Source organism: Neorhizobium sp. NPDC001467, assembly GCF_050275975.1.
Lineage (GTDB): Bacteria > Pseudomonadota > Alphaproteobacteria > Rhizobiales > Rhizobiaceae > Neorhizobium.
On sequence record NZ_JBNNPS010000010.1, the window covers coordinates 67,379 to 92,330 of the forward strand.

A 24,952-nucleotide genomic window follows, 5' to 3' on the forward strand; every position below is an offset into this window, starting at 1 on the left:
CCGAAAAACGCCGCGCCGCAACCGTCACCAAGGAAGTCACCATGTTTACGGGCCCGATAGACGCGCAAGGCATCGTACTGACGCTGTTCCTCTGCTTCTGCCGCATGGGCGCCTGCATCATGGTCATGCCCGGTTTTTCGAGCGCCCGCATTCCGCCGCAGGTAAGGTTGTTCGTGGCGGTTGCCGTGTCGATCGCCATCATGCCGGTCCTGTGGGACACGATCTATCCGCGCGTCTCAAATCCCGGCGCGGCCTATGTCGGCCTGATCGTGTCGGAAGCCTTTGTCGGTGTCATCTACGGTCTGATCGCCCGTCTCTATGTCATTGGCCTGCAGTTCGCCGGCACGATCATCAGCCTTTCGATCGGCTTCAATGCGCCGGGCGGCAGCGATATCCTTGAGGATTTCCCGGAAAACCAGCTGATCAACCTCATCAGTTTCGCCGGCCTGATGCTGCTCTTCCTGCTCGATTTCCACCACGTGATCTTTCGCGCCCTGGTCGATTCCTACGCGGTGACGCCGGTCGGCGCCATTATCGAACCGCAAAAGATGCTGATCACGCTGACCGATACGCTGAGGGCCTCGACGATGATCATGCTGCGGCTGGCGGGACCCTTCCTGCTGTTCGGCATGATCTTCAATATCGCCATCGGCCTCATCAACAAGCTCGCACCGCAGGTACCGGTGTCGTTCATTTCGGCGCCCTTCCTGCTGTTTGGCGGGCTGTTCCTGCTTTATCTTTCCATCGGTGCGATGTTGCGGCAATTCGCCGACGGCTTCGTGCCGGTCTTCACGTCATTCTAAGGGCTGAACCATGGCCGGCGGCGAACAGACACGATCGAAGAAACTCAAGCGGCTGGTCAATCTGCAGCGGCATCTGGAAAAGATGGCGGAAAGCGAACTGGCCGCCACCGGGCGCCAGATCGTCGAGGTCAATCAGTCCAAGGAACGCGTCATCGAGGCGATCGGCTCCGTTATCCCGATCCATATCCAGTTCGCCCATAATTACGCGGGCCGTTTCGGCAAGCTGATGCTGCGCGAAAAGCAGTTGACGGATATCCAGAAGGCCCAGGAAGTGCGCGTCATCAAGGAACGGACCAAGGGCGACCGCCTGCAGGACCAGATGCTCGAAGCGCGCGAGGCGGAGGACCGGGAGAAGGACGACAACGCCATCTACGACCTTCTGGAAATGACGCTTTCGACCGGCGGCACCGGGCGCGCCTTTTAAGGCAGATGCCGGCCATCCGCGGGTTTCTGCGGAAACCTCTCCCGTCGCCGGGCTTTAAAATTTCCACGCCAGCCTGCAGCAAGCTTCACCCGGCATAGTCCGCTCCAAGTTTTTCGAAAGATCAGGAGCTGACGTGGCTATATCTCCTCCAAGCGACCTCGTGCTTGACGTGCTTCGCGCCGCCGACCCGACGGATGTCCAGGCAGCGCAGGCCAAGCTGAAGGCCAACCGGGCCGCCTTTGCCGCCAACAGCCTGGCCGAGGCCGGCGCCGGTTTTGGCGCCGCTCTTGACACCAGCGCCTTCAAGGCCGGTCTCGGTCGCGTCGACAAATCTGCAAAGACCGCGGAAATGCCGGAGGAATATCGCAAGTTCGAGGCGACGATCCTGCAGAATTTCGTCAACACGATGATGCCGAGCGACAGCGAAAACGTCTATGGCAAGGGTTCGGCCGGCGAGTTCTGGAAGAGCATGATGTCCGAACAGATCGCCGATTCCATGTCGAGGACCGGCGGCATCGGCATTGCCGAACAGATGTATTCGCAGGCGCTTGACCGCCTCGATGCCAAGAAGGCGCTCAACGCCCAGACCGATGAAGACGATCGCGCCCGTGCGACCAGCATGATCGAGGATTTTCAGCGCCGCACGCTGAGCACGCAGGACATGAAGCAGGGGGAGGTTTGACATGACGAAAGCAGGAATGGAACATATGGAAGCGGTTTCCAGTGATTATCGTATTCGCACGGTGCTCGGCCGTCTGGAGATGATTATCGAAAACGAGAACCAGCGGATCGGCCACGATCCCGAATTCGACTTCAAGGTCTCGAATGCCCACAAGAGCCGCTGCCTGTATGAACTGACCATGCTGTTCCGCAGCGCCGACCCGAAGGAACTGGCGGCCAATCATGTCGCGCAGCTGCATGTCCTCAAGGGCAAGCTCAAGGTCAATGCCCGCCGCGTCGAAGCCCATCTCAATGCCGTGCGTACGGTTGCCGATCTCTTGAAGAATGCCGTGCGCGATGCCGACGGCGATGGCACCTATACGCAGGAACAGTTCCTTTACAGCGAGGCTTGATGGTCAAGCTCATCCTCACAGGCCTGTGGGTCTGCGTCGTCACGCTTGGCGCCGTCTACTTTTCCGTTCAGGCCGCGGCACCGCCGCCGCCGCTCGATGAAGAGGCGCAGCGCCTGGCCAACATGCAGGTCGTGAAGGGCGAAGCGATCAACGTGCCGCTCCTGTCGAACGGCACGGTGAAGGGCTATTTCATCACCCGCATTTCCTTCCTGATGGCGAAGGAAAAGATGCATGTCGTGGCTCAGATGCCGCTGACGGAAATGATGACCGACGAGCTCTACACTTTGCTCGTCGGCAACAAGATGATCGATCTCGACAATACCAAGGCCTTCCAGCTCGAAGCCTTCAAGCAGCAGATCAAGGACGGCCTCAACCAGAAGATCGGCGAGGGGGCCGTCACCGAGGTGATGGTCGAGCAGATCGACTATCTCGGCAAGGACGACATTCGCGAGAACACCTCGCGCTCGGCCAAGAACCAGGTGGCGCCGACGAAAATCGTCGAGGGCACACCCGTCGCGGCGCCGGCAAGCGGCGGTCATTGAACCGTTTGCGGACGGACCGAAACCCTCGATCCGTTGGCCCCGGCCGGCCGCAACAGATGCGGCCAGCCCGCTTATGGTCAATCAGGGGTTAATGCCCGGCATCGGATTGAAGCCATTGGCTTAAACGCGGTTTCACGACCCTTGTGATAAAGCTCCTCGCAGGATTTCACTGGTTGAAACGGCGATGATGCGACCCGCTCCCTATCCGAATGCCCGGCCCGCCCCTTTCGACGCGCTCGCGCAACTTCAGGCCGTCCATGTCGAGGCAAGGAGCGAGTGGATCGCCGCCATGCAGCCGGACGGTCTGCGCAGGTTCTGCGGCGTGCAGATCTGCGACATGGGCTGGACCGAGACGCTCGCCTATGTCGAGCTCGTTTCGAACCTGCGGCAGAATGCGCGGACGCTCTCTTTCGTCGATAGCCGCGCTGTGCTTCGCCTGTCGCTCGATGCCGGCTGCCGGGCGGTTCTCGGCCGTCGCATCCTTCTGCCCGCCAGCCGCAGTCTCGACGTCGCCGCGCGTCTCGGCGGTGGCGACCCTTTCAAAACCCGGTTCGATGCGACGCGTTTCGTCGATGCGCTTTTGACCTTCGTGCCGCGCTGCCATGTGGCGCTGGTCGGCGCAAGGCTGGGAAGGCTGGAAGCGATGCGGGCGCATTTGTCGGGCCATGCCCCCTGGCACATGCTGTCTGTGGTGCGCGCCGCCGATCTGGGCAGCGGCATCGCCGCCCACGGCGCCGTTGCCGGCTATGTCGGCTCCGTGCCGGATGTGGTAATCGTCGATTCCGACGGCTACCATGAGGAAGTCCGTTTCGAGCAGGCGGTGGGTCTGCGCCATAACGGTCTGATCATCATGGCGGGCACCGCCTTCGATGGACGGGGTCGCTAGACGTTTTTGATATCAGCGTCCAGCCGATGGAGCGAGTGCCCGCGCTGCGCCGTTAACCTTTTGTTTGCCAGAAAAGTTTAGCATGTCTTAATCTTGGACAGGCGCGCGGTTCGGCAGATGTTTCAATCCAGACAGATCGAAGGATCGCGCTCACGGGGAGACGCGGGCAGCGGCAACGGCGGCAGGGCGCTTCTGGCGCTGACCACCTCCGCGCTCGTCCTTGCCGGCGCCGCAGCACCGGTTTTCTTCGCCGCCGATTACAAGCTCGGATATGCCGTCGATACGGTGCTGCTGATCGATGCCCCGGATCTTTCCAAGGCCCAGCGGCAGCAAGCACTGACCGATGCCGGCAAGGCGGTGCGTGCCGCGGCCAGTCTCGATGACATGGTCGCCACGCTGAAGCTTGGCCGGGACCAGGAATTTGCCGTGGCCGCGCCCGGTCCGCTCGCCATCCTTTCCGATATCGTCACCGGCAAGGCCATGACCGTTGCTGCGACAGACGCCGTGCTGCGCGAACGCCTGTCCTCCACCTTTACCGCAAAGCCGGATGCGAGCGTCAGCCGGTTGACCGTCACAGCCAAGGCGGGGCGGGCAAAAACCGCGGCGGATATTGCCGACGCGGTTGCCGGCAGCTATCGGCGGGAGATCGCCGGCGCGGCGGCACGCTCTGCTGGCGCGCTGGCGCAAAGCCTGGAACGCGCCATGCAGAATGCGGAAAACGCGGTGGCGCAGGCGCGTGCGCAGCTCGGCGATCCGGATGTGTTGCGCCGTGCCGAACACGAGCGACAGATGCTGGCGCAGGATATCGCCGCGCTGGAAACGAACGTTTCGAAACTGCGCGAGGATGCCAAGACCGTCGACGCCACTTCCGCTTCCGACGTGCTGACGAAGCCGTTGTCGTCAGCCTTCGATTTTTCCGGCATCGACCAGATGCGGCAGCTTCATCTGGATGCAAAAATTCTTGTCGATCAACTGTCGGCAAGCCTCGGTCCCCGGCATCCACGCCTTCTGGCCGCGCAGGCGGCGCTTGGGGAAATGCACGGCAAGATCGAGACGGCGCTGATGCGTCTGGCGGCCTCGCTGAGGCAGCGGGAAGAGAGTGCGGTCCGTGAGCTTGCCGATCTGAAGGGGCGCGAAAAGACGATGGCGGCCGCGCAAGAGACGCCGCAGGCCGCCGCTCTTGCCGAGCTTGAGGCCAAGGCCGAAAAGGCAAGGCAGGATTATCTGGCCGCCGTGCGAAGGCTCGATGCCGCGTCGAATGCCGGCGCCATCTCCGCCACCACCGTCAAGCCGGCCGATCCGGCTTCGGCAAGAATGCATGGCTTTCCGATGTGGGTCCTGTCCCTCATGGGTGCGCTGGCGGGGTTTGGCGTTGCAATGATACTGGCCTTCGCGGGCTGGGCGCGCGCCGCAGGCAATAGATATCGGCAGACCGGTTTCGACGACGAAAACCAGCCGGATTTCTTCGATGGCGAAGAAATCGATCTTCTGGATCCCGCAACCTTCACCGACCGCCAAGCGCAGGTTGCTCCGCAGCCGGCAGCGATCGCAGCGCCAGCACCCGCAGCGCGGCCGGTCCGTGTCTATCACGCGCAGGCCGGGGCCCGGTTCCGAAGCGGGCAGGTGTTCCATGGCGACGCCCCTGAACCGGCCGATCCGCTTCCGATGCCGGCCGTCAGCGCGACGCCGCTTGCCGACCGGGTGCGCGAACTGCTGCTTGCCAACCGAATGCGGGAGACGGAAGCCGAAGTCCATCTGCCGCCGCTTGTGGCGGCCGTCATGGCGGGCGGCGTTGTGGCCGCGCCCCGTGTCGAGGGCGAAGACGATGCCGGTGGATGGGCCGAAAGGCCGTCGGTGACGATGGCCGAAACCGACGCGCCAGGCAATGACATCATGGCGCTGCGCGAACGCGTCGCGCTTTTCGGCGCCCGCCGCAGCGCAGGGCAGCGCTGATCCTCACCCCTATCCGTGTCGCCAATGGCGCAAGGATTGTCCGATGCGAAGCTTGCCTTCGGCGCCTTTTGCCCGCATAGGCGTTGGAACGGGCATCATTCACGGACTTCGGGAGGCATGGCGCTGATGGCAACGGTAATCGACGGCAAACTGGCGGCGGAAAAGGTGATCGCCACGGTCACGCAGGCCTCCGCCGCATTGGAAAGCCAGAAAGGCGTGCGTCCGGGTCTTGCTGTCGTGATCGTCGGCGACGATGCCGCAAGCCACACCTATGTCGCTGCCAAGAGCCGCATGGCCAAGCAATGCGGTTTCAACTCCGTCCAGCACAGCCTGCCCGGCGACACCACGCAGGAGGCCCTGGAAGCGCTGGTCGAAGAGCTGAATGCCGATCCGGCCATTCACGGTATTCTCGTTCAATTGCCGCTGCCCAAAAATCTCGACAGCGAGCGCGTGACGCAGATGGTCGCGCCCGAAAAGGATGTCGACGGCCTGCATGTCGTCAATGCTGGCAAGATCGCCACCGGCGATTTCGAAACCGGCCTTGTCTCCTGCACGCCGGCCGGATCCATGCTTCTGGTCAAGCAGGCTCTGGGGGCAGATCTTTCCGGCCTCAACGCGGTCGTCATCGGCCGCTCCAACCTGTTCGGCAAGCCGATGGCGCTGCTTCTGCTTGCCGCCAATGCCACGGTCACGATGGCGCATTCGCGCAGCAAGGATCTCGCTTCGATCTGCCGGGCCGCCGATATCCTGGTTGCCGCCGTTGGTCGCCCCGAAATGGTCAAGGCCGACTGGGTCAAGCCGGGTGCAACGGTGATCGACGTCGGCATCAACCGCATCGATGCGCCCGAAAGGGGCGAGGGCAAGACGCGTCTGGTCGGCGACGTCGCCTTCACCGAATGCGAAAAGGTGGCCGGATCGATCACCCCTGTACCCGGCGGCGTCGGGCCGATGACCATTGCCATGCTGATGGCCAACACCGTGGTCGCCGCCAGCCGCGCGCTTGGGGTAGCTGTCCCCAAATTCTGAAAGATCACGGGGGCTTGACTCCTCCCAGAACGCCTTATGTCTTTTGTAACGGTACTGTCACGTGCCGGCACAAGAGCGGCGCGGCGGCACGACCGCGCATCACAGGCGGGAGGCTGACGATGAAACTGTCATTCTGGATGGGAACCGCGATGGCGGCGGTCCTGGCGACGGGCGTGGTGGCAAGCGCAGGGGCGCAGGAACTGAAGTTCGCGCCAGGCGAGGACCAGAAATTCAACTGGAAGAGTTTTGAGGATTTCAAGGCGGCGCACGGGGACCTCAAGGGCCAGTCGCTGACCCTGTTCGGCCCCTGGCGCGGCGAGGACGAAGTCCTGTTCAACAGCGTACTGGCCTATTTCAACGCCGCCACCGGCGCGAACGGCAAATACTCCTCCTCCGAGAATTACGAGCAGCAGATCGTCATCGATACGCAGGCCGGTTCGCCGCCCAATATCGCCATCATCCCGCAGCCAGGCCTGCTCGCCGACCTGGCCACCAAAGGCTTTCTGACGCCGCTCGGTGAGGAAACCCAGGAGTGGGTCAAGACCAATTACGGGTCCGGCGAAGACTGGGTGAAATACGGTACCTACAAGGACAAGGACGGCAAGCAGGCCTATTTCGGTTTTCCCTATAAGGCCGATCTGAAGTCGATCGTCTGGTACGTGCCGGAAAATTTCGAGGAGGCCGGCTACGAGGTTCCCAAGACGATGGAGGAGCTGGTCGCGCTCTCCGACCAGATCGTCGAGGATGGCGGCGTGCCCTGGTGCATCGGCCTCGGTTCGGGCGGCGCAACCGGCTGGCCGGCCACCGACTGGGTGGAAGACATGATGTTGCGCACCCAGTCGCCGGAAACCTACGACAAGTGGGTCTCCAACGAGATCAAGTTCGACGATCCGGCAGTGGTTGGCGCCATCGAGGAATTCGGCAAGTTCGCCAAGAACGACAAATATGTCTCGGGCGGCGCGGCAGCCGTTGCCTCCACCGATTTCCGCGACAGCCCGAAGGGCCTCTTCGACATTCCGCCGAAATGCTACCTGCACCATCAGGCCTCATTCGTGCCGTCCTTCTTCCCGCCGGACAAGGAGCTCGGCGTCGATGCCGACTTCTTCTACCTGCCGACCTATGCGTCGAAGCCGGAACTTGGCACGCCGGTTCTGGGCGCCGGCACGATGTTCGCCATCACCAAGGATTCGCCGGCGGCCAAGGCTTTCATCGAATTCCTGAAAACGCCGATCGCCCATGAGATCTACATGGCGCAGGCCTCGTTCCTGACCCCGTTCAAGGGCGTCAAGCCGGAAGCCTATGCCAATGACGTGCTGCGCAAGCAGGGCGAGTTGCTGACCACCGCGACCACCTTCCGCTTCGATGCATCCGACATGATGCCCGGCAAGATCGGGGCGGGCGCGTTCTGGACCGGCATGATCGATTATGTCGGTGGCAAGGACGCCAAGACCGCGGCGGGCGATATCCAGAAGGCGTGGGACGGGTTGAAGTAAGCGTATTGGTTCATGCATGTGAGGCTGGCGAGCGTGCATGGATCCTCCGGGCCAAGCCCCAGGGTGACGCAGGAGGGGAGGGTTCCTCCCCCCATCGACGTTTCAACACGCGAACGCTCGATCTGGCCAGCACAGCCGCACGCACTCGTCATCCTCGGGCGTGACCCGAGGAACCCCCACACAGCAGGCGCATACCGGGAAAACGCTGCCGCAATCAACACAACAAGCAGGCGGCACAAAGGGGAGGGTAACAATGGTCTCGCAGATCGTTTCGGCCATCGGGGTCATGGTCGCCGGCGTATTCGCCTGCGCGCTGTATTTCTGGCTGTCCGACCGGCTTCTGTCCCTGGCGCTGCCGGTACCCGAAGGCAATGTCCGGAAGGCTTCGGTCAATCTCAACCGCCGTGCCACCATCCGGCCCTGGCTGTTCTTGGGCCCGGCGCTGATCCTGCTTGGCGTCTATCTCGTCTATCCGGTCGTCGCCACCTTCATTCTCTCCTTCTATGATCGGTCCGGCGATCAGTATGTCGGCCTTGCCAATTACCGCTGGGCGTTTTTCGACCAGCAGTTCCGCCAGTCGATCTTCAACAATATCCTCTGGCTTGCGGTCGTGCCTGCCGCCTGCACCTTCTTCGGCCTCGTCATTGCCGTGCTGACCGACCGCATCTGGTGGGGCAATATCGCCAAGAGCATCATCTTCATGCCGATGGCGATTTCCTTCGTCGGCGCTTCGGTGATCTGGAAGTTCATCTACGAATTCCGCGGCGGCAACGAAACCCAGATCGGCCTCCTCAACGCCATCGTGCAGGCGATTGGCGGCGATCCGCAGATCTGGATCTCGCTGCCGTTCTGGAACAATTTCTTTCTGATGATCATCCTCATCTGGATCCAGACCGGTTTTGCCATGGTCATCCTTTCCGCCGCCCTGCGCGGCATTCCGGAGGAAACCATCGAGGCTGCCGTGATCGATGGGGCCAATGGCTGGCAAATCTTCTGGAAGATCATGGTGCCGCAGATCTGGGGCACGATCGCTGTCGTCTGGACGACGATCACCATTCTCGTCCTCAAAGTCTTCGATATCGTGCTGACCATGACCAACGGACAGTGGAACACAATGGTGCTCGCCAACCTGATGTTCGACTGGATGTTCCGCGGCGGCGGCGATAGCGGCCGCAGTGCGGTCATCGCGCTGGTTTTGATGCTGGCGGTGACGCCTATCATGATCTGGAACATCCGCCAGGCGCATCGCGATGCGGAGGGACACTGACATGGCCGACGCAAACACTGCCGACCCGACCGGCACGACTTCAACCGTCCCGGCACTGCCCAAGCGCAGCCCGGCGGCGCCGCTCGGCACGCGCCTTCGCCGTATCGGCCTGCCGCGCCTGCTCGTTCATCTTGCTGTGCTCGCCATCGTCATCCTGTGGCTGATCCCCACGCTCGGCATTCTCGTCACCTCGGTGCGCGACCGCGACCAGATCACCGCCACGGGCTGGTGGACGGCATTTGCCGGCTCCACCCAGATGGAGGCGGTGCGGCTTGCCGATCCGGCCACCCAGCGGGAAGAGGGCGGCCGCTTCGTCATCTCGGGCTCGGTGTTCGAAAGCGGCAGTGGCGCGCCGGTCTCGGCCTTCGGCGTGCGCGTGCAGGATCCGGCCGCCTTCGAGGTCGGCCAGCCGGCCGATATTGGCGACGGCGAAACGCTGCAGATCAACGAGGACGGGTCCTATGTCTACAGCAAGGCTGCCGCCTTCGACGACAAGCGTCCGAAACGCGTCTACCTGTCCCTGTCGACGCCGCCCGAATTTACGACTGAGAACTATCGCGACGTGCTGACGTCTGCCGGCATCGGCCAGGCCTTCGTCAATTCGCTGACGGTTGCCATTCCGGCCACCATTATCCCGATCCTGATTGCAGCCTTTGCGGCCTACGCGCTGTCCTGGATGCATTTTCCCGGCCGCACCCTGCTGGTGGCGCTCGTGGTCGGCCTTATCGTCGTGCCGCTGCAGATGACGCTCATCCCGCTTCTGACGCTTTACAACGATATCGGCGCTTTTTTCGGCATCCCGTCACGTTCCTATGTCGGCATCTGGCTGGCGCATGCCGCCTTCGGCATGCCGCTCGCCATCTACCTCCTGCGCAACTACATCGCCGGCCTGCCCAAGGAAATCATCGAATCCGCCCGCGTCGACGGCGCCAGCGATTTCGAAATTTTCGTGAAGATCGTGCTGCCTCTGTCCTTTCCGGCGCTCGCCTCCTTCTCGATCTTCCAGTTCCTCTGGACCTGGAACGACCTGCTGGTCGCCATGGTCTTCCTCGGTACCGGCAAGGATCAGCTGGTGCTGACCGGCGCGCTGAATGCGCTTTTAGGCTCCATGGGCGGCAAGTGGGAAATCCTCACCGCCTCGGCCTTCATCACCATCATCGTTCCCATTCTCGTCTTTTTTGCACTGCAGCGTTATCTCGTCCGCGGCCTGCTTGCAGGCTCGGTCAAGGGCGGCTGAGCGCCGCCGCATATATGTTTTCGATACAGGATTTATGAATGAGCAATGTAACGCAGCTGACCGAAACGCCGCTCGATCGTGACTGGTGGCGCGGCGCGGTCATCTACCAGATCTATCCACGTTCCTATCAGGATTCGAACGGTGACGGCATCGGCGACCTGAAAGGCATTACCGCGCGCCTGCCGCATATTGCTGCGCTGGGTGCCGATGCGATCTGGATTTCACCCTTCTTTCCGTCGCCGATGAAGGATTTCGGCTACGACGTCTCGAACTATACCGATATCGATCCGATGTTCGGTTCGCTGTCGGATTTCGACGCGCTGATCGCCGAGGCGCATCGCCTCAAAATCCGCGTCATGATCGATCTCGTCATGTCGCATTCGTCGGATCAGCACGCCTGGTTCATCGAAAGCCGCTCGTCGCGCTTCAACCCCAAGGCCGACTGGTATGTCTGGGCCGACGCCAAGCCGGATGGCTCGCCGCCCAACAACTGGCTGTCGATCTTCGGCGGGTCCGCATGGCATTGGGACCCGACGCGCATGCAATATTACATGCACAATTTCTTGACCTCGCAGCCGGACCTGAACCTGCATAACCCCGAGGTTCAGGATGCGCTGCTGGACGTCACCCGTTTCTGGCTGCAGCGCGGTGTCGATGGTTTCCGGCTCGATACCATCAACTTCTATTTCCACGACAAGGAATTGCGCAACAATCCGGCGCTCGATCCGTCGCGCCGCAACGCTTCCACCGCACCGGCGGTGAACCCCTATAATTTCCAGGAGCATCTCTACGACAAGAACCGCCCGGAAAACCTCGAATTCCTCAAGCGTTTCCGCGCGGTGCTGGACGAGTTTCCGGCGATCGCCGCTGTCGGTGAAGTCGGTGACAGCCAGTATGGTCTGGAAATCGTCGGCCAGTACACGTCCGGCGGCGACAAGATGCAGATGTGCTACGCCTTCGAATTCCTGGCGCCGGATTATCCGACCGCACCCCGCGTCGGCGAGGTGCAGAACGCGTTTTCAGCCGCAGCCCCGGAGGGCTGGGCCTGTTGGGCTTTCTCCAACCACGATGTCGTCCGCCATGTCAGCCGCTGGGGCGCCGACGTTCTAGACCGCGATGCCTTTGCAAAATTGCTGGCGGCACTGCTTCTGACCCAGCGCGGGTCGGTCTGCATCTATCAGGGCGAAGAACTGGGCCTGACCGAAGCCGATATCGCCTTTGCCGATCTGCAGGATCCCTACGGCATCCAGTTCTGGCCGGAATTCAAGGGCCGCGATGGTTGTCGCACGCCGATGGTCTGGGATGCGCAGGCGCTTCAGGCGGGTTTCTCAACGGCGGAAAAGACATGGCTGCCGATCCCGGTCGAACACCAGATCCGCGCCGTCAGCGCCCAATATGGCGATCCGGATTCGGTGCTGGAGCATTACCGCCGCTTCATTGCCTTCCGCAAACAGCATCCGGCTTTGTCCAAGGGCGAGATCCGGTTCGTGATCGCCGAAGGTCCGACGCTCATCTATGAGCGCATCTTCGGCAACGAAACGCTGCTCTGCGTCTTCAACATGGGGCCGGATGGCCAGACCATCGCGCTGCCTGAAGGCAACTGGCAGGCGCTGGAAGGCCATGGTTTTGCAAGCACGGTCGATAACGGAAACGTCGAACTGCCGGCCTGGGGCGCTTTCTTCGCAAGGCTCGGCTGACAAAAGGGGAGGGATGCACATGACCGGAGTGGTGCTGAAGGATATCAAGAAATCCTATGGCCAGGTGCAGGTTCTGCACGGCATCGATCTTGAGATAGAACAGGGCGAGTTTGTCGTTTTTGTCGGCCCCTCCGGCTGCGGAAAGTCGACGCTTCTCAGAATGATCGCCGGTCTGGAGGATATCACGTCGGGCGAGATGTCGATTGACGGTCATGTCGTCAACGAAGTGCCGCCCTCACGGCGCGGCATCGCCATGGTGTTCCAGTCTTATGCGCTCTATCCGCATATGACCGTCTACGACAACATGGCTTTTGGCATGCGCATTGCCAAGGAAAGCAGGGAGGAGGTCGATCGCCGCGTGCGTGCGGCGGCCGAGATCCTGCAGCTCACCCAATACCTCGAGCGTCTCCCCAAGGCGCTGTCCGGCGGCCAGCGCCAGCGTGTGGCCATCGGCCGCGCCATCTGCCGCGATCCTAAAGTCTTCCTGTTCGACGAGCCGCTCTCCAATCTCGATGCGGCGCTGCGTGTCGCCACACGCATCGAGATCGCCAAGCTGAAGGAAAGCATGCCGGACACGACGATGATCTACGTCACCCACGACCAGGTCGAGGCGATGACGCTGGCTGATCGCATCGTCGTGCTTTCGGCCGGGCATATCGAGCAGGTCGGGCCGCCGCTCGAGCTTTACGAGCGGCCGAAAAACCTGTTCGTCGCCCGTTTCATCGGCTCGCCGGCCATGAATATCATTCCGGCAAGGATCACGATGGCGGGAGCGCAGACCGTGGTCGAGCTTTCCGACGGCAAATCGGTGACGCTCGATATTCGAAGCGATGCGTCGCAGCAGGGCAGGCAGGCGAGTTTTGGCATTCGCCCGGAAGATCTCGCCATCGCGGGCGAAGGCGATCCCGGCCTGTTCGAAGGGCGGATCGGCATCGTCGAGGCGCTGGGCGAAGTGACGCTGCTCTATATCGAAGGGTTGACGAAGGACGAACCGATCATTGCCAAGATCCCGGGCATCCTGTCGGTCCAGAAGGGTGACACTGTCCGCTTCACCGCAAGACCGGAAAAGATGCATCTCTTCGATGCGGAGGGCTTGAGCCTGCGCCGCTCGGTGGACATGCCCAGCAACGCCGTTTCGCCGGCCCGGTAAAAACGCCGGGGAAGCTGATCCGTCGTCGGCTTCACACGGTCTATTAAGTTTCGCGCGCTAGATTCCCGTCAAAGAACAGGAGAATGGACGTGGCTGCGATTGCCGGGGGACGACCAAGTTATCTGAGCAAGGAAGAGTCCTTCATGTATGACCGCGAAACGCGGTATCGCATGGAAGACACGATGAATGCCGCCCGCATCGAATATACCGAAAAGGCGGTGATGAACCTCGCCGCCCGCCGCTGCGATGTGCTGCGCATCTCCATGAGCGGCGCCGTGCTCGGCATCCTCACCCAGTACAATCTGCCGAAACAGTTCTATCTCGACATTCCAGACGCACGCATCGACAAGATCGGCTGTCTGATGATGCGCCAGAACACCAATAACACGATCGACGTGCGTTTCCTGCGCCTTCTGACGCAGAAGGAACTCGACCGCATCTTCGTGTTCTCCACGCACCCGGCCCATCGCGACCGCAAGCTGGATGTGCGCAGCTGGTGATTTGCCGGAACGCCGGGCAGAGAAGGCCTAATCGAGCCTTTGCCTTGCCTGCCATTGCCGGGGGCTGACGCCCGCCTCCGTCCGGAATGCCATGCGCATCGACTTCGCATCGGCAAACCCGCAGCGCGCGGCGATCTGGTCCAGCCCGGTTGCACCTTTCAGGATGAGATCCTGCGCCAGCGCGACACGCGCGCGCCGCAGCCATGCGCCCAGACTGTCACCGGTCTGGGCGCGAATATGCCGACTGAGACTGCGCCGGCTCATGCCCGCCCTTGTCGCCAGGTCGGTCAGCGACGGCACATCTGACGGGTCGGCCAGCAGATCCTCCAGGATTTTGGCTGCGCGACGTTCGCCCGAGGAGTTGGGCGCCGGTCGCTCGATGAATTGCGGCTGTCCACCGCTTCTTTGCGATGCGACGACGAGATGGCGTGCGACCCGGTTGGCTTGCGCACTGCCGCAAAGGCGCGCCAGAAGATGCAGGCAGCAATCCAGCCCGGATGCGATGCCCGCCGACGTCAGGAGCCTTCCCTCATCGACGAATATCGCACCCCGATCGACCGCGACGCGGGGGTAACGTGCGGCAAAGGCGTCAAGCATTGCCCAATGGGTCGTCGCCCGTTTCCCGTCGAGCAGCCCGGCCTCGGCGAGGCCATAGGCTCCAAGACACAGTCCGACGACGATCGCGCTACGGGCATCCGCATCAAGGGTGGCGTCGATGATCGGTGCCGAAACGGGTTCGTCGGCATTTCGCCATCCCGGAAGGATCAGCACGTCCGCCTTGCGGGCATCACGCAGATCGAAAGCCGTCTCGATCGACATTCCCCCGATCGCCGTCAGCCGGGGCGTTTCGGCACAGACCAGTACCTCGCTATTATTCGCGGACCAGGCCTCCCCGGACACGGCAAGCGGCGTGGACAGCATGAACGGGCTGATCCCGTCATAGGCGAGAATGGCAATGCGCATTGGCCCGATATACCCCAAACATGACCATCAGGCCACTCCCGGTCCCCGCATCACTCGCATAAAGACTAAAGAGCCAGCTAGAAGGAGTGCGCTGCAATGGATCGTGTGCTTGTCGTCATAGACGTTCAGAATGACTATTTCCCGGATGGAGCCTTGCCGCTTCATGAGGCCGAGCAGGTCGAGGCGCGTATCGTCCACGCGATCAACAAGGCGCGCGCGGCAGGCGAACGGATCGTGCTGGTGCGACACGTCTCGCAGGCGCAGACCGGACTGTTTGCCGCCGGTGGTCCGGGGATCGCCATTCGGCCCGCAGTCCTTGCCGCGGCAGGGGATGCCCCGGTTGTGACCAAGCGTTTCGCCGATGCCTTTCAAGAAACCGATCTCGCCGATCATCTGCGCGGCGCGGGTAAACTGTTGATCTGCGGAATGATGACCCAGAACTGCGTGGTCTTCACGGCAATGTCGCGCGCGGCCGACGCATTCGAGGTCAGCGTCGTCGCGGATCTGTGCGCCGCCCCGGTCGAGGTCGTCCACAAGATAGCGTTGAATGCCCTTGGCTCGAAAGTGCCGGTTCTGACCGCCGCCGAAATCTGGCCCTGAACGATGCCCAACCCTGCTGCAACTGACTTGCGGCGGGCTCCGCTCTCAGGCTTTGCGACCGACGGCGTGTCCTGCGCCCGTCGGCTGTGGGAGGCACTCGACCGCATCCGATGCATCGAGTCCACCGTTCCCGCAAACCAGTCAGACAACGGGCGTTACGACGGCTGAGCCTGCCCAAATCGCAACTGATATTCGCGCGGACTGATGCCGATCCGTTTCCTGAAATGATGACGCAGCGTGTCTGCCGTACCAAGACCCGCGGCAAGTGCGATCTCGTCGATACCGAGACGCCCTGTCACGAGAAGCCGCTTTGCTTCCTCCAGCCGTTCTGCTGTCAGCCATTCGCCGGGTGAGGTGCCGGTTGCCTCCGCAAAACGCCGAACGAAGGTTCTCACGCTCATGCGACTTTCCGCTGCCATCCGTTCCAAGGTCCAGCCGGCGGCAAGATTTGCACGCATCCGATCGAGCAAAGGGGCGATTTCCGACTGCCGGCGGATCGGCACCGGCCGTTCCAGAAATTGCGCCTGCCCACCATTGCGGTGGGCCGGCATGACAAGGCGCCGCGCGACTGAGCTTGCCGCCTCTGGGCCGAAATCCTGCCGCACGATCTCGATCAGCAGATCCATGCCCGCAGCGCTTCCGGCCGATGTGAAAATGCGGCCATGATTGCGGTAGAGCGAGCTGTCATCCACCGCGATGGCCGGGCGGCGTTGGCGCAGCGCCGCGGCATACCGCCAGTGCGTGGTTGCGCTGCCGCCGTCCAGCAGCCCGGTTGCGGCAAGAACGAAGGCGCCGGAGCAGATGGAAACGAGGCGGGCACCACGGTCATGCGCCTGCTGCAGGCGCTCGCACAGCGTCTCGGGAACCGGCTCGTGGACACCCTTCCAGCCCGGCACGACGATGATATCGGCACGATCGATCAGATCGATGCCTTCATCCGGCATGATCGTGAAACCGCCATGGGCGCGAAGGGGGCCATCGTCCACTGCGCAACTGGCAAAACGATACCAGCCTTCGCCCATCTCAGGTCGGTGCAGCCCGAAAATTTCCGCAACGATTCCGAACTCGAACGTGCAGAGGCCATCATAAAGCAGTGCGGTGACCAGCGGTCCAGACGTGTTTGGCATGATTTACATGTATGATGGCAATCGTGCCAATGGCAATCGAAAACTGCCGGCAGCAAGATGCGGCCATCAACTGAAGGAGATCACGATGCCAAGCCCTGTTACCGCAATCGCTGCCGCCCCGAGCGAAATTGCCCGCGAGCACTTTTCCGCTGAATTCACTTTCGAAACCGATTGCTGGGACGTGCATGATGCCCTGTCCCGCGTGCCGGATTTCGTGCTTCTCGATGTTCGCAGCCCGGCACTTTTTGCCGCCGGTCATATCCCCGGTGCGATCAACCTGCCGCATGGCAAGATCGTGCGGTCGAAGATGCAACAATGGCCGGACGAGACGCTGTTCGTGACCTATTGCGCGGGGCCGCATTGCAATGGCGCGGCCAGAGGTGCGCTGCGCCTTGCCGAGCTTGGCCGTCCGGTCAAGATCATGGCGGGCGGGATCACCGGCTGGATCGATGAGGGTTTCGAGCTTGAACGGGGTGTAGCTGCGGCGTGATCCTGTCGCCGGAGCGATGACAGCCAAAAGACAGGGCGGCGACGAAACTCGCCGTCGCTGGATGCGCGCGGCTGGTCGTCGCTCAGCAGGCGACGGCCTCGACATATCCCGACGCCGCTACTTTTAGTATGACCGCATCCCGCGTGATGACCGGGAGTTTCCGAACGCGGGCGGTTGCGATCATGTCGCAATCGGCGGGATCGCGATGACCGGTGTCTTTGGCGACCGTGGCTGCTTCGATGGCGATGCGTTGGCTGATCGGTACAGAGCGGAAAAGGATTTGTCTTTGCGCCTGCTTCAGCCATTCTTCCAGCGTGAGATTGCCGAAGTTCAACGCATTGAACCGCTTCTGCAGTGCCAGAGACATGTCCCAGGCGCTTATTGGCGAGATGAACAGTCTACCCTGGATCTGGCTTTCACCAAGCAGGGTAACAGCTTGTGAGGAAAGCCGGCTTTCGCCGCTGACGGCCCAATAGAGTGCATGCGTGTCGAGCAATGCACCGGCCAATCAGCGCTCCTTGTCGGCGTTCTCGAGCGCCAGAACCTGCTCATAGATCGGCTTGGTCAGGTCGATCCGCGGATCGAGCTTTAACGGATGATCTTTCATCGAGCCCAGACCGCGCACGACAAGAACCTTGCCCGTTTTCGGGTCGGTCACAGTCATTTCGGTGGTTCCGCGTTTCCTGCTCATGCCACTATAGATAGCATGTCGGGCGCGGAAATGCGAGGGCGGCGCCAAGGCCGCCCGCCCCATTACGCAAACACACTGGCGCCGTGATCGGCATGGCCGACATTGCGGCGGAAGGCACCAAACAGTTCGCGACCCATGCCGTATTCGTTCTCCGTAAGATCGGCGGTAGCAGCCGGACGGGCGGCAAATTCGGCCGCATCCACAAGCACTTCCAGCGTGCCGGTGGTCGCGTCAAGGCGGACGACATCGCCGTCCCTGATCTTGGAAATCGGGCCGCCGTCGGAAGCTTCCGGCGTGATGTGGATCGCTGCCGGCACTTTTCCCGATGCACCGGACATGCGGCCGTCAGTGACGAGTGCCACCTTGAAACCGCGGTCCTGCAGCACGCCGAGCGGCGGCGTCAGCTGGTGCAGTTCCGGCATGCCGTTGGCTTTTGGTCCCTGGAAACGCACGACGGCAACGAAGTCCTTGTTGAGGTCGCCGCGCTTGAAGGCGTCCTGCAATTCCTTCTGGGTGTGGAAGACGATGGCCGGTGCCTCGATGATGTGGCGTTCCGGCTTGACGGCCGAGATCTTGATGACGGCCTTGCCGAGATTGCCATGCAGCATTTTCAGCCCGCCATTGGCCTGAAACGGCTTGTCGATCGTCGTCAGCACCTTCGGATCGCCGCTCACCTCCGGGATCGGTTCGCGGGCAACGCCGCCATTGTCGCCGAGCTTGGCTTCAATGGTGTAGGCCTCCAGACCCTGGCCGAAGACAGTGCGCACGTCGTCATGCACAAGGCCGCCTGCCAGAAGCTGCTTGATCAAAAAGCCCATGCCACCGGCGGCGGCAAAATGGTTCACGTCGGAAAGCCCGTTCGGATAGACGCGGGTGAGCAGCGGCACGATGTCCGAAAGCTCGGAAATGTCCGCCCATGTCAGGTGGATGCCGGCCGCGCGCGCCATGGCGACGAGGTGCATCGTATGGTTGGTCGAACCGCCGGTCGCATGCAGGCCGACAACGCCGTTGACGATCGAGCGTTCGTCGATCATCTCGCCGGCCGGCGTGAATTCGTTGCCGAGCGCGGTGATGGCAAGCGCGCGTTTTGCTGCTTCCTTGGTCAGTGCATCGCGCAGCGGCGTGCCCGGATTGATGAAGGACGAACCGGGCATGTGAAAGCCCATGATTTCCATCAGCATCTGGTTGGAATTGGCCGTGCCGTAGAAGGTGCAGGTGCCAGGACCGTGGTAAGACTTGGATTCCGATTCCAGCAGTTCGGCGCGGCCGACCTTGCCCTCCGCATACAACTGGCGGATGCGCGACTTTTCGTCATTCGGCAGGCCCGAGGTCATCGGACCGGCGGGCACGAACACGGCCGGCAGATGGCCGAAGGACAGCGCCGCGATGACAAGGCCGGGCACGATCTTGTCGCAGACGCCGAGATAGACGGATGAGTCGAACATGTTGTGGGAAAGGCCGATGCCGGCCGACATGGCAATCAGGTCGCGCGAGAACAGCGACAGTTCCATGCCGGGCTGACCCTGCGTCACGCCATCGCACATGGCCGGCACGCCGCCAGCCACCTGCGCCACGCCACCGGCCTCGCGGGCCGCATCGCGGATCAGTGCCGGATAGTTTTCATACGGCTGGTGGGCCGAAAGCATGTCGTTATAGGCGGTGATGATGCCGAGATTGGGAACGACGTCGCCAGCGAGCGCGTCCTTCTCGGCGGGGGAACAGACCGCAAATCCGTGGGCGAGATTACCGCAGGAGAGGACCGAACGATGCGTGCCGCGTTTCACGGCGCGGTTCAAACGGTCGAGATAGGCTTCTCGGTGCGGTTTTGATCGCTCGACGATACGTTTGGTAATCGCCTCGATGCTGGAATGGGCGGCCATGTGCAATCCTCCTTCGGTCAATCCCGGTCGGGGAGAGGCCGAAGCCACCGGGATTGCTATGCTTGAAATGTGCCGGCCTGCGGGTTGACCGCAGGGCCGGAGAGGGCGCCTGTTACGGCGCCCAGTAGATCTGCAGCGGTGAAACGGCGCGGTTCAGCACGGCGCGGATGGGCATGTCCATCTCGTCGTCGCCGTCTTCCGCCTTCTCCAGCACGATCATCTTGGCATCGCCCTCGATATGCAGAACCAGAAGGCGCGCATCTGAAAGGCTGGTGAAGGAGAAGGTCAGACGCTCTTCGCCGGCACCTTCGGCCTGCATGGTCAGAACGCCACGCGGACCTTGCGGATCGATGGCATGAGCCAGATTGTTGCCCTTGGGGAAGAAGGAGGCGGTGTGCCCGTCTCCGCCCATGCCGAGAATGACGACATCGAAAGGCTTGCCGAAACCGGCCGTCTTTTCCGTCGCGATCTTTGCGGCTTCTTGCGCCGTCGTGGAAGGCTGATAAAGCGGCACGAACGTGGCCGCCTCCGCCTTGTCTTTCAGCAGATGCGTCGCCACCAGACGGTGGTTGGAGCGCTCGTCGTCGGCGGGAACAAAACGTTCGTCCACCAGCGTGACGGTCACTTTCGACCAGTTGATGTCCTGTGCCGACAGCGCCTCGAAGAACCGTTTGGGCGTTGAACCGCCGGAAACGGCGATCGAGGCCGAGCCGCGAACGGCGATCGCCGCCGTCAGCTGGGCCGCGACGTCGATGGCAAGTTCGTCCGCCAGCGTTTCGGCATCGGGAAATTCATGCAGGTTACCGGACATGCCTCAGCCCTCGTGCCATGTGCGGCCGTCACGCTCGATCAGCGCGATGGCCTGGCTCGGGCCCCAGGTGCCGGCAGTGTAGCCCTGTGCCACCTGCCCGGTCTCGTCCCAACCTTTCAGGATCGGATCGACCCATTCCCATGCCGCTTCCACCTCGTCGCGGCGCATGAACAGCGTCTGGTTGGCGCGGATCGTGTCCATCAGCAGACGCTCGTAGGCATCCGGCGAGCGCACGTGAAAAGCTTCGGCAAAGCTCATGTCGAGCGAAACGTTGCGCAGGCGCATGCCGCCCGGACCCGGATCCTTGATCATCAGCGACTGCTTGACGCCTTCGTCCGGCTGCAGGCGGATGATCAGCTGGTTGGCGGAAATGCGGCCTGCCGCGCTGTCGAAGATGTTGTGCGGCACCGGCTTGAAGGTGATGACGATTTCCGACATGCGCTGTGTAAGGCGCTTGCCCGTGCGAATGTAGAAGGGAACGCCGGCCCAGCGCCAGTTGCCGATCTCGGCCTTGATGGCGACAAAGGTCTCGGTGTTGGAGACGCCGCCTTCCAGCTCTTCCAGATAGCCCTTGACCGGGCCGCCTGCGGAAGCGCCGGCGCGGTACTGGCCGCGCACCGTCATCTGTTCCACATTGTCGGCATTGATCGGCTTCAGAGCACGCAGAACCTTGAGCTTTTCGTCGCGCACGGCTTCCGAATTCATCGAGGACGGGGTTTCCATGGCGACAAGGCAAAGCAGCTGCATGATGTGGTTCTGCACCATGTCGCGCAATGCGCCCGCCGTATCGTAATAACCGGCGCGGCCTTCCAGACCGACGGCCTCGGCCACCGTGATCTGCACGTGGTCGATATAGTTTGCGTTCCAGAGCGGCTCGTACAGCGCATTGGCGAAACGCAGCGCCATCAGGTTCTGGACGGTTTCCTTGCCCAGATAATGGTCAATGCGGTAGATCTGTTCTTCCTTGAACACCTTGCCGATCGTGTCGTTCAGCACCAGTGCCGAGGCAAGGTCGCGGCCGATCGGCTTTTCGACGACAATGCGGGTCTTTGGCGTGATCAGCTTGTGGTCGCGGATCTTTTCCGAAATGGCGCCGAAAATGCCCGGAGCAACGGCGAGGTAGAAGGCGCGGATGCGGTCCTTGCCGGCGCCCTCGTCGAGCAGGGCCTTGAGGTCGCCCCAGCCCTGGTCGGACTTGGCGTCAACCGAGACATAGAACAGGCGGGCGCAGAATTTTTCCACTTCGGCCTCGTCATACTCGCCCTTCTTGAGATGCTCTTTAAGAGCATCGCGGGCGAATTTGCGATAATCGTCGTGAGACAAGGCGCTGCGCGAAGCACCGATGATACGGGTCGGCTCAGTGAACTGACCCTCGATCTGGCGATGGTAGAGCGCCGGAAGAAGCTTTCGCTCCGCAAGGTCGCCGCTGCCGCCGAAGACGATGCAATCGAAGGGCTCAACTGGAATGATCTGGCTGCTCATGCCTGGTTCTCTCGAAGTCGCGTTGGTGATAGGGGTCATAATCTAATCGATTTAAAAGCGCCAGCCCGAAAACGGATGGCCGTGATCATTTGCCTTCAGAACCGGTCGCGCAACGCATACCAGGTGAGGGCGAGGAAAAGGAGCGGAGCCCGCAGGCGTGTGCCCCCCGGAAAGGCCGGAACGTTCAGATCGGCAAGATAGGAAAGTTCGGTCGCTTTGCCGAGTGTCATATCAGCATAAAGCTTGCCACAATAATTTGACAGCATGACGCCATGGCCGGAATAACCGCCCACCGACATGACGCCGGGCATGACTTCGCGCACGAAGGGTTCGCGGGTCAGGGTAATCCCCACCGAACCGCCCCAGGAATGGGTAATCTCGACATCGGCGAGGGCCGGGTAGATTTCGGCGATCTGGCGGCGGATATGACGGGACATGTCGCGCGGGCTGTCGGCCGTATAGGCTTCGCGGCCACCGAACAGCAGCTGCCCGTTCTGCAACTTGCGGAAATAGCGCACGACGAAGCGCGAGTCGGCGACCGATTCATGGCCGGCAAGAATGGTCGGATGCGCGTCGAGCGGCGCGGTCGCGCCGATGAAGGAACGGATCGGCATGACATGCGCCGCCGTCACCGGCTCCAGCCTGCCGATATGCGCGTTGGTGGCGATCAGCACGCGGCTGGCGGTAATCGTGCCGCCCGGTGTCTCGATCAGCGTTTTTCCGCCCGTCTGCGCGATCGATGTCGCGGGCGTGTTTTCGTGGATTGCAGCCCCGGCAGCGGCAGCGGTCCGGGCAAGGCCAATCAGCAGTTTCAGCGGGTGGATATGACCGGTACCGGCGTCATAGACGCCGCAATGGTAATGGTTCGAGCCCAGCCGCTCGGCGGTCTCCTTCCTGTCCATGTAGGACAGGTAAGGGTAGTCGTATCGGCTCGCCGCGATCTCGGCATTGGCGCGGTAGTCCCTTTCATGCCCGGGCTTGTGGGCAACGCTCATGTGGCCGGCCACATAATCTGCGTCGATGCCATGCTTGTCTGCAAAATCCAGGAGATAGCGCTTGGCGTGCTCGGCCATGTCGAACAGCGCCCGCGAGCGTTCGAGCCCGAGCGTCTCTTCCTGCTCTTCCGGCCACCAGCGCTGGCCGGTGCCCAACTGCCCCCCATTGCGACCGGAAGCGCCGTCGCCGACCCGGCAGGCTTCGATCAGCGTCACCGACACGCCGGCCGAGGCGAGGCAGAAGGCGGCCTGCAGACCGGTATAACCGCCGCCGATGATCGCAACGTCGGTCGCCCGGGAGCCGTCGAGCGCGGGGTAGGTGGGGCGCTCTCCGGCCGACGTCTGATACCAGGACATACCGGGTGCGATCGGGCTCTGCCATGCGGTCATGCGGTCTCCTTCAAACGTTCAGCAACAGGAATTCACGCTCCCAGGGACTGATGACCTGCATGAATGTCTCGAATTCGCCGCGTTTGACCCCGGCATAGATATGGATGAAATCGGCGCCGTAAACCTCTTCGAAGGCCGGCTCGCCCTCCAGCAGCGCCACCGCTTCCAGAAGGCCGCGCGGCAGTTCGATCGAGCCTTCATTGGCGGTGTCGGAGGTCGGTTCGGTCGGCTGAATTTCCCGGGCGATGCCAAGCAGCCCGCAGCCGAGAGAGGCGGCGAGCGCAAGATACGGGTTGGCATCCGAACTCGGAAGACGGTTTTCGACGCGCCGCGCCGACGGATCTGAGACCGGCACGCGAAACGCCGTGGTGCGATTGTCGTAGCCCCATGCATTGTTGACCGGGCAGGCCATGTCGGGTGTCAGGCGACGGTAGGAATTCACGTAAGGCGCAAGCATCACCAGCGAACTCGGCACGAATTTCTGCATGCCGCCGATGAAGTGGAAAAACTCCTTCGAGGGCGAGCCGTCTTCATTCGAGAAGATGTTCTTGCCGGTGTTGATGTCGACCACCGACTGGTGGACGTGCATGGCCGACCCCGGCTGGCCCTGCATCGGCTTGGCCATGAACGTGGCATAGATGCCATGTTTCAGCGCCGCTTCGCGAATGGTGCGCTTGAACAGGAACACCTGGTCGGCCAGCTGGATCGGATCGCCATGGCGAAGGTTGATTTCCAGCTGCGCCGGACCCTCTTCATGGATCAGCGTGTCGATCTCCAGACCCTGCTTTTCCGAAAAGTGGTAAATGTCGTCGATCAATTCGTCGAATTCGTTGATGCCGGCGATCGAATAGCTCTGGCCGCCGGAAATAGACCGGCCCGAACGGCCCTTCGGCGGATGCAGCGGATAATCCGGGTCTTCGTTGACGGCGACCAGATAGAACTCGATTTCCGGGGCCACGACCGGCTTCCAGCCACGATCCGAATAAAGTTTGACGACATGCTTGAGCACATTGCGCGGCGTATAGGGCACGTTCTTGCCGTCCGCGCCGACGATGTCGCAGATCACCTGCGCCGTCGGGTCGCTTTCCCAGGGCACGACCGAAAGCGTCGAAAGATCCGGCACCAGCTTGATGTCGCTATCGCGGCTGTCATAACGGAAATTGCCGGTTTCGTCGGGATATTCGCCCGAAATCGTGTGGCGGTAGAGTGCCGATGGCAGCGCCAGCGAGGTATTGCTGGTAAATTTGGAAGCGGGCATCATCTTGCCGCGCGGCACGCCGGCAAGGTCAGGCGTGATGCATTCGACATCCTCGATGCCGCGCGCTTTCAGCCAGGCGGCGGCTTCCTGCCAGGATTTGACACCGCGTCGGGATTCCAGAACGGACGCGGGAATTTTTGGTGTCTGAACGGAAGGCGTCGGCTTTTTCTTGGGCGGCATGGCTCACCGGAAAGGTTGTTCGAGACGCCTATAA

At 62.0% G+C, this 24,952-nt stretch carries 25 protein-coding genes; 16 read left to right on the forward strand and 9 right to left on the reverse strand.

The window, feature by feature from the left end; translation table 11 throughout:
- Positions 1–41: 41 nt before the first annotated feature.
- From fliR to ACQKKX_RS17485, 14 genes are all read left to right on the forward strand, one after another.
- Positions 42–803 carry a flagellar biosynthetic protein FliR gene (fliR, locus tag ACQKKX_RS17420; protein ID WP_427572412.1) on the forward strand — a complete coding sequence of 254 codons (762 nt, stop codon included), beginning with the start codon at positions 42–44 and terminating at the stop codon, positions 801–803.
- Between the two features lie 10 nt (positions 804–813).
- Positions 814–1,227: a hypothetical protein gene (locus tag ACQKKX_RS17425; RefSeq protein ID WP_427572414.1), complete on the forward strand. Its 414-nt coding sequence runs from the start codon at positions 814–816 to the stop codon at positions 1,225–1,227.
- A 133-nt stretch (positions 1,228–1,360) separates the two neighbouring features.
- A complete protein-coding gene (locus ACQKKX_RS17430; RefSeq protein ID WP_427572416.1) occupies positions 1,361–1,909 on the forward strand; it encodes a rod-binding protein in 549 nt (182 codons plus the stop codon).
- A gap of 25 nt (positions 1,910–1,934) precedes the next feature.
- Positions 1,935–2,300, forward strand: coding sequence for a hypothetical protein (locus ACQKKX_RS17435; RefSeq protein WP_427572506.1), 366 nt, complete (start codon positions 1,935–1,937; stop codon positions 2,298–2,300).
- The gene (locus ACQKKX_RS17440; protein ID WP_427572417.1) at positions 2,300–2,842 is read left to right on the forward strand and encodes a hypothetical protein; all 543 of its coding nucleotides are present in this window, start codon (positions 2,300–2,302) and stop codon (positions 2,840–2,842) included. The genes ACQKKX_RS17435 and ACQKKX_RS17440 overlap by 1 nt, the downstream gene beginning before the upstream one ends.
- Before the next feature lie 184 nt (positions 2,843–3,026).
- Entirely contained in the window at positions 3,027–3,728 is a 702-nt protein-coding gene (locus ACQKKX_RS17445) for a hypothetical protein (RefSeq protein WP_427572419.1), read from the forward strand.
- 117 nt (positions 3,729–3,845) lie between these two features.
- On the forward strand, positions 3,846–5,681 hold the full coding sequence (locus ACQKKX_RS17450) for a hypothetical protein (protein WP_427572420.1): 1,836 nt from the start codon (positions 3,846–3,848) through the stop codon (positions 5,679–5,681).
- 126 nt (positions 5,682–5,807) lie between these two features.
- The gene (gene folD, locus ACQKKX_RS17455) at positions 5,808–6,707 is read left to right on the forward strand and encodes a bifunctional methylenetetrahydrofolate dehydrogenase/methenyltetrahydrofolate cyclohydrolase FolD (protein ID WP_427572507.1); all 900 of its coding nucleotides are present in this window, start codon (positions 5,808–5,810) and stop codon (positions 6,705–6,707) included.
- 119 nt (positions 6,708–6,826) lie between these two features.
- The gene (locus ACQKKX_RS17460) at positions 6,827–8,200 is read left to right on the forward strand and encodes an ABC transporter substrate-binding protein (RefSeq protein ID WP_427572421.1); all 1,374 of its coding nucleotides are present in this window, start codon (positions 6,827–6,829) and stop codon (positions 8,198–8,200) included.
- 253 nt (positions 8,201–8,453) lie between these two features.
- Positions 8,454–9,467: a carbohydrate ABC transporter permease gene (locus ACQKKX_RS17465; RefSeq protein WP_427572422.1), complete on the forward strand. Its 1,014-nt coding sequence runs from the start codon at positions 8,454–8,456 to the stop codon at positions 9,465–9,467.
- A 1-nt stretch (position 9,468) separates the two neighbouring features.
- Entirely contained in the window at positions 9,469–10,704 is a 1,236-nt protein-coding gene (locus tag ACQKKX_RS17470; RefSeq protein ID WP_427572423.1) for a carbohydrate ABC transporter permease, read from the forward strand.
- A 38-nt stretch (positions 10,705–10,742) separates the two neighbouring features.
- Positions 10,743–12,401, forward strand: coding sequence for an alpha-glucosidase (locus ACQKKX_RS17475; protein WP_427572425.1), 1,659 nt, complete (start codon positions 10,743–10,745; stop codon positions 12,399–12,401).
- Positions 12,402–12,420: 19 nt separating this feature from the next.
- Positions 12,421–13,551, forward strand: a complete 1,131-nt coding sequence (locus ACQKKX_RS17480; RefSeq protein ID WP_427572427.1) for an ABC transporter ATP-binding protein — start codon at positions 12,421–12,423, stop codon at positions 13,549–13,551.
- A gap of 143 nt (positions 13,552–13,694) precedes the next feature.
- Positions 13,695–14,051 carry a hypothetical protein gene (locus ACQKKX_RS17485; protein WP_427572509.1) on the forward strand — a complete coding sequence of 119 codons (357 nt, stop codon included), beginning with the start codon at positions 13,695–13,697 and terminating at the stop codon, positions 14,049–14,051.
- A 27-nt stretch (positions 14,052–14,078) separates the two neighbouring features.
- On the opposite strand, the gene ACQKKX_RS17490 is transcribed toward ACQKKX_RS17485, so the two are convergent.
- Positions 14,079–15,014, reverse strand: a complete 936-nt coding sequence (locus ACQKKX_RS17490) for a GlxA family transcriptional regulator (protein WP_427572429.1) — start codon at positions 15,012–15,014, stop codon at positions 14,079–14,081.
- A 96-nt stretch (positions 15,015–15,110) separates the two neighbouring features.
- Between ACQKKX_RS17490 and ACQKKX_RS17495 the strand changes: the two genes are divergently transcribed.
- The gene (locus ACQKKX_RS17495; protein WP_427572431.1) at positions 15,111–15,614 is read left to right on the forward strand and encodes a cysteine hydrolase family protein; all 504 of its coding nucleotides are present in this window, start codon (positions 15,111–15,113) and stop codon (positions 15,612–15,614) included.
- Positions 15,615–15,769: 155 nt separating this feature from the next.
- Here the strand turns inward: ACQKKX_RS17495 and ftrA are convergent, their stop codons facing one another.
- Positions 15,770–16,741, reverse strand: coding sequence for a transcriptional regulator FtrA (ftrA, locus tag ACQKKX_RS17500; RefSeq protein WP_427572433.1), 972 nt, complete (start codon positions 16,739–16,741; stop codon positions 15,770–15,772).
- 85 nt (positions 16,742–16,826) lie between these two features.
- Here ftrA and ACQKKX_RS17505 point away from each other — a divergent pair, with 85 nt between their 5' ends.
- Entirely contained in the window at positions 16,827–17,231 is a 405-nt protein-coding gene (locus ACQKKX_RS17505; protein WP_427572435.1) for a rhodanese-like domain-containing protein, read from the forward strand.
- Between the two features lie 82 nt (positions 17,232–17,313).
- On the opposite strand, the gene ACQKKX_RS17510 is transcribed toward ACQKKX_RS17505, so the two are convergent.
- The 7 genes from ACQKKX_RS17510 to ACQKKX_RS17540 form a co-directional block, all read right to left on the reverse strand.
- Entirely contained in the window at positions 17,314–17,739 is a 426-nt protein-coding gene (locus tag ACQKKX_RS17510; RefSeq protein ID WP_427572436.1) for a type II toxin-antitoxin system VapC family toxin, read from the reverse strand.
- Positions 17,740–17,895, reverse strand: coding sequence for a hypothetical protein (locus tag ACQKKX_RS17515; protein WP_427572438.1), 156 nt, complete (start codon positions 17,893–17,895; stop codon positions 17,740–17,742).
- 89 nt (positions 17,896–17,984) lie between these two features.
- Positions 17,985–19,802: a phosphogluconate dehydratase gene (gene edd, locus ACQKKX_RS17520; RefSeq protein WP_427572439.1), complete on the reverse strand. Its 1,818-nt coding sequence runs from the start codon at positions 19,800–19,802 to the stop codon at positions 17,985–17,987.
- 112 nt (positions 19,803–19,914) lie between these two features.
- Positions 19,915–20,613: a 6-phosphogluconolactonase gene (pgl, locus tag ACQKKX_RS17525; protein ID WP_427572440.1), complete on the reverse strand. Its 699-nt coding sequence runs from the start codon at positions 20,611–20,613 to the stop codon at positions 19,915–19,917.
- A 3-nt stretch (positions 20,614–20,616) separates the two neighbouring features.
- The gene (gene zwf, locus ACQKKX_RS17530; RefSeq protein WP_427572441.1) at positions 20,617–22,095 is read right to left on the reverse strand and encodes a glucose-6-phosphate dehydrogenase; all 1,479 of its coding nucleotides are present in this window, start codon (positions 22,093–22,095) and stop codon (positions 20,617–20,619) included.
- A 95-nt stretch (positions 22,096–22,190) separates the two neighbouring features.
- A complete protein-coding gene (locus tag ACQKKX_RS17535; RefSeq protein ID WP_427572442.1) occupies positions 22,191–23,480 on the reverse strand; it encodes an NAD(P)/FAD-dependent oxidoreductase in 1,290 nt (429 codons plus the stop codon).
- A gap of 10 nt (positions 23,481–23,490) precedes the next feature.
- Complete coding sequence (locus tag ACQKKX_RS17540) at positions 23,491–24,918, reverse strand: glutamine synthetase family protein (RefSeq protein ID WP_427572443.1); 1,428 nt, start codon at positions 24,916–24,918, stop codon at positions 23,491–23,493.
- Between the last annotated feature and the right edge of the window lie 34 nt (positions 24,919–24,952).

Bases quoted from the DNA above. Each gene is read 5' to 3' on its own strand.
- fliR (WP_427572412.1), top strand. From the start codon at position 42: ATGTTTACGGGCCCGATAGACGCGCAAGGCATCGTACTGACGCTGTTC.
- ACQKKX_RS17425 (WP_427572414.1), top strand. From the start codon at position 814: ATGGCCGGCGGCGAACAGACACGATCGAAGAAACTCAAGCGGCTGGTC.
- ACQKKX_RS17435 (WP_427572506.1), top strand. From the start codon at position 1,935: ATGGAAGCGGTTTCCAGTGATTATCGTATTCGCACGGTGCTCGGCCGT.
- ACQKKX_RS17440 (WP_427572417.1), top strand. From the start codon at position 2,300: ATGGTCAAGCTCATCCTCACAGGCCTGTGGGTCTGCGTCGTCACGCTT.
- ACQKKX_RS17445 (WP_427572419.1), top strand. From the start codon at position 3,027: ATGATGCGACCCGCTCCCTATCCGAATGCCCGGCCCGCCCCTTTCGAC.
- ACQKKX_RS17450 (WP_427572420.1), top strand. From the start codon at position 3,846: ATGTTTCAATCCAGACAGATCGAAGGATCGCGCTCACGGGGAGACGCG.
- folD (WP_427572507.1), top strand. From the start codon at position 5,808: ATGGCAACGGTAATCGACGGCAAACTGGCGGCGGAAAAGGTGATCGCC.
- ACQKKX_RS17460 (WP_427572421.1), top strand. From the start codon at position 6,827: ATGAAACTGTCATTCTGGATGGGAACCGCGATGGCGGCGGTCCTGGCG.
- ACQKKX_RS17465 (WP_427572422.1), top strand. From the start codon at position 8,454: ATGGTCTCGCAGATCGTTTCGGCCATCGGGGTCATGGTCGCCGGCGTA.
- ACQKKX_RS17470 (WP_427572423.1), top strand. From the start codon at position 9,469: ATGGCCGACGCAAACACTGCCGACCCGACCGGCACGACTTCAACCGTC.
- ACQKKX_RS17475 (WP_427572425.1), top strand. From the start codon at position 10,743: ATGAGCAATGTAACGCAGCTGACCGAAACGCCGCTCGATCGTGACTGG.
- ACQKKX_RS17480 (WP_427572427.1), top strand. From the start codon at position 12,421: ATGACCGGAGTGGTGCTGAAGGATATCAAGAAATCCTATGGCCAGGTG.
- ACQKKX_RS17485 (WP_427572509.1), top strand. From the start codon at position 13,695: ATGTATGACCGCGAAACGCGGTATCGCATGGAAGACACGATGAATGCC.
- ACQKKX_RS17490 (WP_427572429.1), bottom strand. From the start codon at position 15,014: ATGCGCATTGCCATTCTCGCCTATGACGGGATCAGCCCGTTCATGCTG.
- ACQKKX_RS17495 (WP_427572431.1), top strand. From the start codon at position 15,111: ATGGATCGTGTGCTTGTCGTCATAGACGTTCAGAATGACTATTTCCCG.
- ftrA (WP_427572433.1), bottom strand. From the start codon at position 16,741: ATGCCAAACACGTCTGGACCGCTGGTCACCGCACTGCTTTATGATGGC.
- ACQKKX_RS17505 (WP_427572435.1), top strand. From the start codon at position 16,827: ATGCCAAGCCCTGTTACCGCAATCGCTGCCGCCCCGAGCGAAATTGCC.
- ACQKKX_RS17515 (WP_427572438.1), bottom strand. From the start codon at position 17,895: ATGACTGTGACCGACCCGAAAACGGGCAAGGTTCTTGTCGTGCGCGGT.
- edd (WP_427572439.1), bottom strand. From the start codon at position 19,802: ATGGCCGCCCATTCCAGCATCGAGGCGATTACCAAACGTATCGTCGAG.
- pgl (WP_427572440.1), bottom strand. From the start codon at position 20,613: ATGTCCGGTAACCTGCATGAATTTCCCGATGCCGAAACGCTGGCGGAC.
- zwf (WP_427572441.1), bottom strand. From the start codon at position 22,095: ATGAGCAGCCAGATCATTCCAGTTGAGCCCTTCGATTGCATCGTCTTC.
- ACQKKX_RS17535 (WP_427572442.1), bottom strand. From the start codon at position 23,480: ATGACCGCATGGCAGAGCCCGATCGCACCCGGTATGTCCTGGTATCAG.
- ACQKKX_RS17540 (WP_427572443.1), bottom strand. From the start codon at position 24,918: ATGCCGCCCAAGAAAAAGCCGACGCCTTCCGTTCAGACACCAAAAATT.